At 63.3% G+C, this 13,565-nt stretch carries 8 protein-coding genes; all 8 read right to left on the bottom strand.

Annotated features, from left to right (window positions below):
• Positions 1–27: 27 nt before the first annotated feature.
• Positions 28–561: a response regulator gene (locus ACA062_RS12845; RefSeq protein ID WP_497456702.1), complete on the bottom strand. Its 534-nt coding sequence runs from the start codon at positions 559–561 to the stop codon at positions 28–30.
• A 222-nt stretch (positions 562–783) separates the two neighbouring features.
• Positions 784–1,737 carry a peptidylprolyl isomerase gene (locus ACA062_RS12840; protein ID WP_497456701.1) on the bottom strand — a complete coding sequence of 318 codons (954 nt, stop codon included), beginning with the start codon at positions 1,735–1,737 and terminating at the stop codon, positions 784–786.
• 13 nt (positions 1,738–1,750) lie between these two features.
• Positions 1,751–3,298: a cytochrome c/ABC transporter substrate-binding protein gene (locus tag ACA062_RS12835; RefSeq protein ID WP_497456700.1), complete on the bottom strand. Its 1,548-nt coding sequence runs from the start codon at positions 3,296–3,298 to the stop codon at positions 1,751–1,753.
• Positions 3,299–3,307: 9 nt separating this feature from the next.
• Entirely contained in the window at positions 3,308–3,928 is a 621-nt protein-coding gene (locus ACA062_RS12830) for an SCO family protein (RefSeq protein ID WP_497456699.1), read from the bottom strand.
• On the bottom strand, positions 3,925–4,581 hold the full coding sequence (locus ACA062_RS12825; protein WP_497456698.1) for an SCO family protein: 657 nt from the start codon (positions 4,579–4,581) through the stop codon (positions 3,925–3,927). Before ACA062_RS12825 ends, ACA062_RS12830 begins: the two co-directional genes overlap by 4 nt.
• Before the next feature lie 12 nt (positions 4,582–4,593).
• Positions 4,594–6,546 (bottom strand): YncE family protein, encoded by a 1,953-nt coding sequence (locus tag ACA062_RS12820; RefSeq protein ID WP_497456697.1) that lies wholly within the window; start codon positions 6,544–6,546, stop codon positions 4,594–4,596.
• A gap of 172 nt (positions 6,547–6,718) precedes the next feature.
• On the bottom strand, positions 6,719–12,541 hold the full coding sequence (gene mnxG, locus ACA062_RS12815; protein ID WP_497456696.1) for a manganese-oxidizing multicopper oxidase MnxG: 5,823 nt from the start codon (positions 12,539–12,541) through the stop codon (positions 6,719–6,721).
• A 308-nt stretch (positions 12,542–12,849) separates the two neighbouring features.
• Positions 12,850–13,458 carry a lytic transglycosylase domain-containing protein gene (locus ACA062_RS12810; protein WP_497456695.1) on the bottom strand — a complete coding sequence of 203 codons (609 nt, stop codon included), beginning with the start codon at positions 13,456–13,458 and terminating at the stop codon, positions 12,850–12,852.
• Positions 13,459–13,565: the final 107 nt, after the last annotated feature.

The following is a 13,565-nucleotide window of genomic DNA, read 5'->3' as shown; positions in this document are numbered from 1 at the left end:
GGCGAGCCATTACAGCTTGTCGCGCCCCTAATCCCCGGTGAGCAATTGTCCGTCGTCTGGTGCCTCGGACGTCGATGGAATTCGTCGACGATCTGCCAGCACCCAACTGCCGTCGTACAACTGCAGCGGGAAACTTTCGGTCCTGCTCTGGCGTCGTTCGACAAAACCTTCGGCGTTGCTCATGCCTGTTTTGGGTTCGCGCTGCATGCCCAGAAGATCGCAGACTGCCCGGGCCAATTCCGCCAATGGAAAGGGTTTGAACAGGATATGACTGACTCCGAGTTGCCGGGCCCGCTCACAGACTTCAGCGGTCGGGTGCCCTGTGATCAGTACAAAATGACAATTCCTGTTCCGGCGGACAGCATCGAGCACCTCAAAGCCTTCCATATCGGGCAAGCGGTAATCGAACACCATCACATCGGGTGCAAACCGTTCGGCTTCACCGATACCCGTCGCACCGTCATGTGCAATCCGGACGTCCAGCCCTTGCGCCTGAAGGTAATCCTTGAGGTTTTCGGCAAGGAGCTGTTCGTCTTCGACAACCAGTACTTTGTTTAACAAGGTCGACTCCTTGAAACCGCAGGTCCGATGTTCCAGCCCTGGGAGTGCGCCCTTTACAGGACTAACGCACACTTCATGCCAGGCTGGGCGCCGGTATTATTATCTCTTCATGTCCTTGAATTTAAAGACAATGCCCTATCGTCCAAGTCCCCTTTCCCCCAAAGGCGGGGAAGTGCATGGATTGGCACTGAAGCTCTTTCCCCACTAGTGGGGGGTAAACCTTCATTCATCGTCAATTCGCTCGATTCGATTACTGGAACGTAACTGCGCCAGAACGTCTCGACGAGCCTGGGCCTGGTGTTGCCGGGCGAGGTACACCCGGACCATCTCAAGCCCTTGCTCCTCTGAAACATCGGTCGCCTCCAGGCGGTTCTGCACATGGATCAAATGCCAGCCGACCGCCGTACGCACAGGCGTACTGACGGCTCCCGGCGCCAGGGTGAACGCCACCGCTTCGAACTCCGGCAACATGCGCCCCCGTGGAAAATAGCCCAGGTCCCCGCCTTCGCTGGCGGATGCATCTTCGGAACCGGCCCGGGCCACGCTGGCAAAGTCCTCGCCCTGAGTGATTTTCACACGCAACTGCTCCAAGCGTAGCCGCGCGGCTTCAACTGTGGAAGGGGCGGCATCCTGCGCCACCTTGATCAGGATGTGCCGGGCCTGGACTTCCTCGGGCCGGCTCATCTCGGCGCGATGCGCTTCATAGAAGGCGCGGATCTGCTTTTCATCCGGCTCGGCGGCCTTGGTCAGGTCGGCAAACACCTGACGGGCGGCGAGCTCACGGCGGGTGTACTCGATATAACCGGCTTCGTCGAAGCCGGCGTCTTCCAGGCGCCGGGCGAACTTATTGGCATCGCCTATGGCCTGCCGGGTCTGGTCGACCTGGCTATGCACCATGGCGTCGCTGATCACCACCCCGCGCTTGACCGCTTCCTGCCACAGCAGCTCGCGGTCGATCAGCGCGTCGAGGGCGGCCTGACGCAATTGCTTGTAGGCCTTGGGATTGCGAATGCTGGCCACTGCCCGGCCCTGGTCCTCCAGGTACTCGGCGAAATAACGCTCCAGGCGCCCTTCGGAAATTTCCTCGCCGTTGACTCGTGCGGCAGCCGGGCCGTTGCCGCCAAACGCCACGGGTACCCACATCGCCAGCAGGATCAGCACAGTGTTGAGTTTCATCATCGACCTCCGGTCAGGGCGTAGCTGCAATGGGTTTGTAGGGGGCCACCAGATAGAAGCGCTGGTCGGGCAGCTCGACGCTGACAATGTGTGCGCCGCTCAGGCCCAGGCGGCGACCGGGACCGAAGCTGATCCGTGGGGTCAGCCCGGTTTCGAAGTCATGTAGGCCTTCCAGGGCGCTGATGAGCTTCTCGCGGCTGGCATCGCGCCCGGCCTGCTTCATGCCTTCGCTGAACAGCAGCATCGAACTGAACGCGCCGACTTGCAGCACCGCGTGCTGGCCGCCGAGCCCTTGGTACTCGCGCATTTGGGTTAGCGCCAGGCGGCCGGCCAGCGTCCAGTCACTGGGCACGAACGGGTAGGCGAGAAACACCCGCCGGGAAAAACCACTGGGCACTTGCAACAGATCGCCGGCCACCTGGTTCGAGGCGGCGAACAGGTAAGGCACCTGCCCCGCAGTCTGCAAGCGTGCGGCGAGGCGACTGAAACCGCCGCCGCTGCCCAGGTAGAACACCGAGCGCGAGCCCAGTGGCAAATCGTCCCGTGCCGGGTCATAGGCTTGCAGACTCACCTTTTGCCAAGCGTGATCCTGCAGGTACTGGCCAAGGTTCTGCGCCGCGAGCCGTTGCCCGGGCTCGTCCGGGTAAGTGATCAGTGTCGGTCCCTGAAGCACTCGCAAACTGTTGGTGGCGTAATCGGCCAAGGCGATCAGTTGCTCACGCAAACCCGGCAGCGGCTCGAAGATCTGCCGACTGGCCTGGGCCGTTCCCAGCAGCGACAGCGGGCCGATCAGCGGCATACCGGCCCGTTCCAGACGCGCGGCCAGGTCCGAGTCCAGTGCCGGTACCAGCGGCGCGATCAGGGCGAACACCTGCTCCTGCTCGATCAAGCGGTCCAGCGCCTGCTCGGCACTGGCGTGGTCCGGACCCGGATCGACAATGGTCAGGCGCAACTGCCGGCCATGAATCCCGCCGGCCCGGTTGATCCACGCCACGCTGCCCTTGAGCACTGCGGCCACCGTGGCACCCTCCTCGCTCAACGGTCCTTGGCTTGGCAACAAGGTCCCCAGGTGCAGCGTTTCGTCGGTCAGGCCCGGGTCGCGGTCGTCGGCCAGGCGTTTGAGGTAGGCCGTGAGGTTGCGCTGATCATTCATCGACAGCACGAAGCGCGGCATCGCCGGATCAAGCCGATTGTTGCCAGGATCGAGTCCTTCCTGAATCGCCCGCGCCAACAGGCCTTCGGTATACGCCGGATAGTCACGGCCGTTGATTTGCTGCTGGCCATAGCGGCTGGTGAGTCGCGACCAGCTCAAGTCCGGCGGCCGCACTCCGCCTTCCGGTCGCCCCTGGCCGTCGTTGCCATGGCAGTTGGCGCACGGCAGGCTGCTGGCCGGCAGCAGCATGTTCGCCGCGCCGACCCGGGCCATGACCGGCTCACCGCTGGCCGACACTCCCTCGCGATACAACCGTTTACCGGCGCTTTCGCTGGGGTTCAGGGGCTGCCCATGGGCGGCGAGGCTGATGCCGAGCAGTAGCAGGCCGAGGATGAGTGAGGTCTTCATGGCGCGGGCTCAACGACCGGCCACGGGCATTGTCAGCAACTGCAAGCGCTGGGCAATGGCGGCGGCCGGGGCATCGGGACGGATCTTGCTCCAGCGCTTGTTGGCCACGTCCCCCACGATCAATTGGGTGGAATGCTGCTCGGGGCTCGGCAGGATCTGGCCGATGCGGCTCAGTACAAGGTCGATCTGCGCCTTGTCGCCCGTGAGAAAAAGCCAGTGGGGCCCATCGACGCCCTGCTTCAAGGTATAAGCCTTGAGCACCGCCGGGGTGTCCCGTAGCGGATCACTGGTAAGGGAGATAAAGGTGATGCCATCGGCCTTGTCACCCAGCACCTCGCGAACTTCCTTGAGCTTGCGGGTGATCAGCGGGCAGGCATCGTTGCAACTGGTGAAAATCACGTTCAGCAGCACCACGCGGTTCTGCAACGCGTCGCTGTAGAAGCGCAGGGTGTTGCCGTTCTGGTCCTGCAGCGGCGTGTCGGTGAACCAGGTTTGCGCATCGCGCGTGCCGCCAGCCGGTTGCGCAGTGGCCACCGCCGGCGCGGCGCTCGCCTGCCCTTCGTGGGAGAACGCCCTGTCGCTGCTTACGCAAAGGCCGATCGTCAGGAGAATCAAGGCGAGCGCTTTCATGGCCGAGGCTCCATGGCAATGGCAGTGTGTTTGGTACGTCCGTTGCGCTGGCCGCTGAGTTTTTCCACTTCACGGCTCAACACGGCCGGGTCGGTAAAACCGTAGTAACGGGTCCAGTTGCGGCTATTGCCGTCACCTACCAGGATCAATGGCTGATGGCTTTTGAGGTCACCGCTGAAGCTGCCGAGGCCCTTGAGGGTTTCATTGACCGACTGCGGGCTGCCGGTGAGCCAGCTCCAGCCCGGACCGTTCTGGAAGGTGCGGGCATAGTCGTTCAGGCGTTTGGCGTCATCGCGTTGCGGGTCGATGCTGATGGAGACCAGCTGCACTTCGGTGCCGACCCGGGCGCCGAGCTGTTTCTGCACCTTGGCCATGATCGAGGACACCACCGGGCAGACCGTGGTGCAACTGGTGTAGATGAAGCTCATGACCACGATCTTGTCGGTCACCAGATCCTTTTCCAGACGCACTGCCTTACCGTTCTGGTCCTCCAGTGCCACGTCGGCGAACTTGACCTGGGCGCTTTCCGAACTGGCGCTGCTGGCCGGCATGTCATGGCCGGCGTGCTCATCCGTCGAGTGGGCCTGGGCCTGAGCGATACCCACGGCCAACAGGCAGAACGTCAACAGTCCACAGTGTGCGAATCGGTTCATGTCAGTTTCCTCTTAGTGGGTATCGCCGGGCAGGACCCGAACGCTGGCAAATGTCTTGTCGTCGAAACTCGCGCCGAGGGAGGCTGCGCGCACATGCAGGTACCAGGCGCCGTTCTGGTCGAGGGTCACCGGCGCTTCATAAATCCCGTTACCCACCTCCAGGGCAGCGACCTCCTGGGCGCGGGACGTCGGGGCGCGGAAGTAGCGCACCTGTACGTCCTTCACGCCACTGCGTTGGGTCTTCTGTTTGCCTTGGACAATGCGAAAGCGCACCACATAAGGGCTGCCGAGAGCGGTCGTGGTTTTGTCGAGCATGAACTCCACCTTCGGTATGCCCGGTTGCTGGCTGAGGGTTTTGTCCGGCTCGACCAGCGCCGTGAAGCAATGGATGATGTTCGGCTGGTTGAGCAGGAAAGCCACGTCAAAGCGCCCGGCGCCTGGTAGCTTGATCCGCGAGCTGTACAACCCCGGCTCGACTTCACGCAGGCTGCGGTCGATGACCAGCGCCGCACGGGCCACCTGGCCGCGATTGGGGTAACCGGACATCGGCGCGTTCATGCCTTCGGCGTAGAAGTAGGTGGTGTTATCCACCGGGTTGACCACGAACACCGCGTTGTCATCCCGCGATACCGCCAGGCTCGATGCCAGCGGCAAGTCACCGGCCAGGCGCGGTGCCTGCGGCCCCGCTTCGAAACCCTGGCTGATCGGCTTGCGGCCTTCACCCAGGGACGCCAGGTTGATCATCGTCACCTTGGCCGAGGCCAGTCCGCGGATGTAGGCATAGGCCTTGGTGAACACCACTTGATAGGGTTCGGCGGACACGTCCAGTTCATGGATCAATGAATCGGTGGCAGCGTCTATTACCGCGGCCTGGTTCTCCAGGGTGTTGAGCACGATGCCGAAACGTCCGTCGGCGCTGAAGCCCATCGGGCCTAGCCCCTGTTTGATCTTGATCACCCGGCGCACCGCCAGGCTGGCGCTATCGACCACGGTCACCGTGCCGTCCTCGCCATCGCTGACATACACCGCCTGGGACAGCGAGGAGTACGCAGCCGATAACGGGTGCGAACCGGTCTTCAATTGTTTGCTGATGGTCAGGCTGGCAATGTCGATGATGCTCAGCGTGCCGTCGTCGCGGTTGGTGACGAAGGCATGACGGCTGTCCTTGCTGAACGTAATTTCGTGATGCCCGGCACCGGTAGGCAGGTGTTTGAGGGCTTTGAGGCTCTGGGTGTCGATCACCGTGACCCCGGAGTCCCCGGCGGCCTTTGCGTTGTTGCCGACCCACAGCAGGCGTTCGTCCGGCTGCAACGCCACCCGCACCGGGTTGCTGCCGGCGGCTACCGAGTCGATCAGCTTGAATTGCTCGCTGTCGATCACCGCCACCTCCCCGGCAGTGGGCATCGACACGAATACGCGTTTGTTGTCCCGGGGCGTCACCCAGTCCATCGGCGGCTGCTTGATATCGATCCGGGACATGGTGCTGGTGATCCCGCCCACTGACACCGAAGGGTCGACCACCGAGACGCTGGCATCGCGGTTCATCACCAGCAGGAAGTAACTGTTCAGGTCGAGCAGCGGCCGTGCACCGATGCTCGATTTCAGAAACACCCCGACCCGGGATTTGCAGCTTTTTTCGCGCCCCTGGGCCTGGTCGGCGGCGACGGCTTCCGGGTCCAGCCAGGCACCGGGGGCGACGCCTGACAGTGGCTGACCCGACGCGCTGTCAGTGATCCGAAAGCGTACGTCGGCGAACTCACCCTCGCGCAGCACACCGCTTCCGGCCAGCGGCTTCAGCTCATATGCCACCGTCACCCCGTCACGCACCAGCGTGTTTTTGCTCCAGGTCTTCGGCACCGCCACCTCGCTGAGCATCACCGGCTGCCACGCTCGCCATACGCCCAGCCAGATCAGCGCCAACCCGACAAGCAGCGCCCAAACGGCGACTATGATGGTCCTGTTCATATCGTTCTCCCCTTACAGATCTGTGCCTGCCTGACCGCCCCTGTAGGAGCGAGCTTGCTCGCGAAAAGCCTGAGAACACCGCGGGGTGTCAGGTTGAGCGCGTTATCGTTGGCGTCCATCGCGAGCAAGCTCGCTCCTACAGGGGGGACATCCGCCCCCCCTCCCAATGCCCCTACGGTGCGGGCGCCGGTTCAGGCTCGTTGGTCACCCGCAACAGCCCCCAAAGCCCGGCGGTGTTGCCGTAGGCGCCGTAGTCGCGGAACAGGTAGTCGCCCGGTATCGCATTGCTGCCCCCGGCGCTCGGGTGCATGAAGCTGAAGTGCGCCGCCGGCAGGATGCTTTCGTGGGCGCCGATGTACATCGACATCGGGTTGTAGCCAAACCGCACCGACCCCACCCCTGGTGCACTCATCGGATAGCCACCGGGATCGCTCTTCTCCGACTGGAACGGGTTGACCGACCAGACGTGACCGTCGAGCTGGAAGGTCGTACCGCGGCTGCCACCGGTGGGCATCATGATGTGGGTGCGGAACGGTTGGCCCGGTTTCACATACAGCACCGGCGTTTGCGGATCGCCTCCCACCAGCGCGTTGCTGTAGGCCATGTGGGCATTGGGCACGTCACCGTAACCATGGCCATCGGCATGACCGAACGGCGCATCCGGTGCCAGCCCGAAGCGGAACCACAGCGGTTCGGCCTTGTAGTTGATGGCCATGCTCGAGTTGTCCTGCGGATCGGTCGGTACACCCAGGCCTTCGGCGGCAATGCCTTCCACCGGCCGACCGTTGGCCCAGCGGATGTTCAGGGCTTTCTGCCAGACCATCGCGAAGTCGCGGTAGGTGGTTTGCCCCGGTGCGGTGACCGTGGCCGTCACTTTGCGCGCATCGTCAACCCAGGTGGCGCCGATCGGCAGGATGCTCATCGCCCCGCCCAGGCCTTTCTGCGGCTGTTTGATGACGTCCGCCGGGGTGAAATTCAGCCCGCCGAACTCCACCGCCGTGGCGTTGATGTTGTCGACATTGCGGCCCAGTTGCGTGACCGGCTTGCCTTCACGCTCCAGGTGCCCTGCGTAGTACTGATAGGTACGCGTCGGGTACGCACCGACGTTACCGACCCGTGGTGGCACGGTCTGGATCGGGTTGGCGCCGACGTTGGTGCCGTCGGACTTGGTGATGTCGTACGCCAGCAGTTGCGCGTGCAGGCCAACGTGGCTCGACGGCCGCATCAGGTTGTTGCTGAAGGTGGTCGCACCCAGGCCGCTGTTGCGATCGCGCTTGACCATGCCTTGCATCACCGCGGTCTGGGTCAGGTCCGGCATGATCAGGGGCAGACGGTTTTCCAGGGTGATGTTGATGCAATCACCGGCTGCCGCGCGCAGCACCAGCGGTTCGACAGGTACACCGGGTTTGAGCTTGCCGGTGATCGGATCGAGGTCGCCCTTGCGCACATACAGGATCGCCGTTGGGTCATGCAGTGGCCCGCTTTGCCCGCCGATGGTGAAGGTCTCGCCGTCTTCGGGATCGGTCACGGTGACCTGAGGAATGCTCACCGTTCGTGAGTTGAACACCAGGGTGCCGCCCGCCGGATTCAACGGCCCGCCGACATGTTGCCCGAGCCCGGCCGGATCGCCGATGGTCAGGTTCAGCGGGTTGCGCAGAATGTCGTTGGCCAGCGCCGCGACCACTTCATAGTTGCGTTGCACGGTCGGCCGGGTACCGATGCCATTGGGGTTGGCACCGATCCGTGGGCAGATGCCGTCGAACGCCACGGTGTTGCGCATACCGGCCGGTTTCGCGTTGTTCGGCAGTGCAAACAGATCGCTGCGCTGGGCCGTGTAGTTGCGCATCACACCCCAGATCCCGCTCCAGTAACCTTCCAGGGAGGCGTCCATCGAGTACAGGTAGTCCCCGGTGGTCGCGGCCGAGCTGGACATCATCGACACCGGCGCATTGAAGCCCATCTGCTCGGAAATCCCGATCATCTGCGACGAGCGCCAGCCCGAGTTGGAGCTGTTGCCGAACCCGGAACCGCTCTGCAGCCATTTCACACCGTGCAGGGTCACGTTGTGCTCTTCTTCGTGACCGCCGGCATGCACCCGCAGCCGCACGTTGTCACCGGTGTAGGTGCGCAGCATCGGGGTGAACGGGTCACCCGGCTCCGCGCCGCCACGGTTGATGTGCGGCGGGAACAGTGTGGTGCCGCCGGTAGGGCCGGTGGCCGAGGTGACCAGGTTCGGCGCCAGGTTCATCGCCGGGATCGCACGGTCGGTACGGCTTTGCATGGCGTACGCCAGGTCGCCGCCGAGGCCGTTGGCCTGCATGCCGCGCTTGCCGTCCGGGCCGACCTTGTTCGGGTCGTACACCCGCAGGGCCAGCGGTTCGTTGCGGTAATTGACCACAAACATGCCAGGGTCATCGACCGAGATCGCCTGTGGGCATGGCCGGCTTGGGCAACCGGGAACCTGCCCGCCTTGCACTTCGACAATCCCTTCCAGCAGGGTGCTGGCGTTATTGCGCACCGGCGGGTTGATCGCGTAGCGGAAGCTGTCCGCGGTGGCCGGGAAGGCTTGCGGGTTAGGCACGCCATTGGGGCCGGCGCCTACATACACACCGGCTTCATAGGCGTGCTGGAAGTCGCTGTACTCAAGGAAGAACTCACGGAAACTGTCGTTCTTGCCGTCGCCGTCCACGTCGCCGGTGGACACCACCGCTTGCCACGAGGTCGGTCCGCCGTCCTGCCTCGCGCCGCTGTACAACGGCTCGCCGGTTTCGGCGTGGAACCAGGTGGAACCGGCAGGTTCAGCCAGCACGGTGGCGTACAGACCAATCTGTTGGTGAGTCGATGGGCCTAAGTGGTCGTGGGTAAAAATGGTCCCCAGCCCACGGTCGATGCCTTTGGTGTTCACCACCGGATCGACAAACCAACGCTGCATCGCCGTACGCGCGCCGACCCAGTCGGCCCGGCCATATTGGCCGAAGAATGGGTGAGCCTTGGCTTTCGGGCAGGCCGGTGTGCCGTCGCGCGGGTCGGTGCCTGTGCACTGGTTGAACGCGCGAATGGCGTGGATGCGTTCTTGCACCGCGCCTGGGGACAGTACGCCGTCTTCGTAGTTCCAGCCGTTGGCTGAACCATCGGCGGCGGTCAGGTCCCATTTGGGCAGGTGAATGTGCTGGCCGATCACGTCCGTCGGCGTACGCACCTGATAGTCGTCCATCTCATAGGTGGCCGGTACCAGGTTTGTTTGCTGGTACTGCACGCAGTCGAAGGTATTCATGCGCATCACCAGGGGCTCTGGCGGGCGCTGCTTGGTGATCACCGGCCAGGCGTCTTCCCACAGGGCGAGGATGCGCGCTTGCGGGAAGTGGTAGCCGACCTTGTTGTACACCGCGTCGAACTGGATGTTTGCGGCTTTATAAACCCGTGGACGGTCGGCAGTGAAGGTCGAGGAGCCGGTGTAGGACATGCCGTCAACCCGTTCACCGCTATTGAACTCGCCGGTGCCGGCGCTGGTGGTCAGGCGTTTTTGCCGGTCATCCATGCACGGTTCGTAATACGGTGCGCCCGCGATCGGCAAGGCGCCGTTGGTGCGGAAGTTGCGCGCCACCACCTGCTTGCCCGGCAGCACGGCGAAACTCGGGTGGTCTTTTTTGGCGTGGAACGCCATGGCCGCCTGTTCGACTTCGGTGCCCTCTTCCGGCATGTAGATGGGTTTGGCGCGGGTCACTTCCTTGGAGAAATCCAGGGACGTGGTGATGGTGTGCGCCTGGCCACCGGAGGAGAAGCCGTCCAGGGAATGCCGCCCCAGGCCGCCGTCCCAGCCGCCGGACTGAGCCGGGTCGAGATTGGCCCACAAGGCATTGCCGCTGGCCTTCAAGGACTGAGCCTTGGCAGCGTCGAGCATGTCCAGCGGTGGAGTCGGTGGGCGTTGGCCGACCGAACTTTCCATGCCGCCGATCCAGAACGGATAGCCAGGGTTTTTCAGGCTGCCGTCGGCATTACGGTTGGCTGCACTGCGATCGACCAGGGCCAGGGAACCGATGGCTTGAGCGCCGCCGCTACCACCGTGTTGCTCGCCGTCGTCGTCATCGTCGTCACCACCACCGGCTATCAGGGTTTCGCCGATTTTCGGCACCACCACGACTTTGCCCGGCATTGGCGCCATGGCTTTGCCCGGCAGCGGCACGACCGCGGGAATCGGTGTGCCGGCAATGATCTCGCCATCGGGCAAAGCCCGTGCACCCGCCGCCGGTTTACCGCTACGCAATGCATAGGGTTCGCGGTGATAACCGTCCTGGCCCTGTTGCGAAACTTCCAGGCGGGTGCCTTCTTCGAATACGTCATGCACCCGCCACATGCTCCACATGCCCTGGGCGAAGTGCGGGTAGAAGTGGCAGTGATAGATTGCATCGCCGGAAACGCGGTTGCGGTTGCCCGAACCACCGTTGGCGATTTCATAGGTGTAGCCGGCGCCCGGACCGATGCCCTGGGCGTCCACATAGTCGGAGTTATCGTCGTTGGGGTTGAACAGCCATTGGTGCCCGTGCAAGTGGAAAATATGCTGCTCGTGGCCGTTGTGGGTATTGCGGAATTTGACGAAGTCACCGATGTAACTGTGGTTGACGTTGGACGGCTCCGACGGATACAGGGCCGTGGTCGCCTTGACCCCGATCTGATCGGCGCGCGGCACCTGCCCCGGGAGAATGCCTTCCAGGCCGGCGTTGGCCGGCACGTCCACCAGCATCGCCACGTCGCCGACGGTGTGGGAGCTGAGGAAGAACTCTTCGTAGGCGCAGGACAGGCAATCGTGCATCGGCCCCACCCCCAGACGGTTGGCCACCACCTCGGCCCCCATGCCGCCGGAGCCATAGTTGATCATGAACGAGTCGCGGGTCGGCTCCAGCACATGGGCCATGACCGGGTCTGCAAAGTAAGCGGGGAACGCCTGGGTCGCGGCGGTTTCATCCTGGAACTGCGAGGCGAAATCGCGGAACGGTTCCAGACGATTGGGGATCGCCGGGTTGCGTTTGCCGATGGCTTCCAGCGGGTAGGTCGAAGGCGGGAAGCTGCCGTCGGCGTTGCTGCCCATCACGATCGCGTCGCTCTCGCTGGAAATGATTTCGTTGCCGTCGACCATACCGATGATCGGCGTGCCGGCCTTGCCTTCACGGATCCAGGGCTCGCGCTGCGGGTACCGTGCCTGGTAATCGACGATCGGCTGGCCGGCCGGGGTGCGGCCGGCGCCGGCCAGGCGCATTTCTTCTTCGGTCACGGTGTTGCGATAAGTGCGGCCACCCTTGGGCACCACCACCACCTGGCCGAACAGACCGTTGGCCACGTTGCCCGCATCCCCTTCACCACCGAAGGTCGCGCCGCGGCTGCTGGCGGCGAATGCGCCTTCGCGCTCGGCGTACAGGGTGTAGGAACGGCTGGCACCCGGGGCAATCAAGGTATTGGCGTTGCGCCCGGTATAGGACGCAATGTCGTCGATACTATTGACTGCCTGCATGCCGTTGACCTGGAAGCCGACGTGACGGTCCTTGACCTGTTCGTCGACCTTGAAGTTGGCTTCGTTACCGATTTCAACCTCGCCTTCCTCGCCCTCTTCTTCCTCGCCGTCCTCGTGCGAACCGGGGTTGGCCTGGTAGGCCAGCAGGTTCTGCAGGTTGATGGTCAGGCAGTCACCCGCCGCGACCCGCAGCACCAACGGCCGCGGACGCTTGTCCGGCCGCAGCGAGACCTTGCCCGGCACCGCCGCCCCGCCCTGGGCCAGGGACCGGTCATGGTCGTCGACCACGTCGCGGCGCAGGGCGAACATCATGCCGTTGACGTTCTGCGCGCCGAGGCGGTTGAACATCAATGGCTGATCCAGGGCCACGACGTTGGCCACCAGATTGCGTTCACAGCGTAGCGCCGCTTCGGCCACCCCGATGCCGAGCATCGACGCTACCAACAGCAGCAATTTGAAAAGGGACTGAGCCTGGGGTATGCCGGTCATGATCACGGGCCTCGCTGTGGGTGCTCACAGGGAATATTTCTCGACAAGTCCCTTGGAGCAATCCGCATGCCATAAATATTATTGTTGTTTATCAATAGCTTAAAGATAGCATTTGATAAGCCGGGGGATATTCCCCACCCATTCCCCACTTTCCCGGGGATGGTTCCCAGGATCAAAAGATCGCAGCCTTCGGCAGCTCCTACATTTCGATCGGTGTACTCCCTGTAGGAGCTGCCGAAGGCTGCGATCTTTTGATCTTTGATCTTTTGATCCTGAGAGCGTTGCCCCACTAATGGGGCAACCCCCAATCACAACGGCGCATCCACGGCCAGGCCCTGCAAGCGTCGGTACTGGCGTAATACGCTCGGCACATAACGCTGGGTTTCGGCGAACGGCGGGATCACCCCGCCATGGCTGAGCACCGCTTGCGGCCCGGCGTTGTAGGCCGCTACAGCGAGGCTGATGTCATTGCCGAAGAGGGTCATCAGGCGCTTGAGATAACGGGCGCCGCCCTGGATGTTGGCCTTGGGGTCGTAGACGTCAATCACGCCCATTTCCCGGGCGGTGTCGGGCATCAGTTGCATCAGCCCGCCGGCGCCCTTGGGTGAGGTCGCGCCGGCGTTGTAGCTGGACTCGGTCTGGATCACGGCATGCAACAACGCCGCCGGCAGCTGATTGGCCGTGGCCGCCGCCGTGACCAGCTCGGCATAGGGTTGCCGGGCAATCATCTGCGGTTGCCCGCCAGTGCTGACCTGGGCGGATTCAGGCTCATGAATCACCCGCTCGTAGGTGCGACCGGGACGGTAGACATTGGACAAAACGTAGCTGCCCTTGGCGTCCACCGACACGAACACATCGGCCTGTACGACGCCGGTCTGCATCAGCAGCCCGAGCAGTCCCATGGTGAGTGTTTTCATTGTTCTACCTCCCCCTGACCGGCCCCGACAAATGGGGGTAATGCCCCAATGACCGGTCATACACCTGCCATACGCAAGCACTGTGCCGAGTGCGCGAAGGCCCGTGA

Source organism: Pseudomonas sp. LBUM1679, assembly GCF_059695565.1.
Note: the sequence above shows the minus strand (reverse complement) of the source record. Positions and strands in the feature narration are given on the sequence as shown.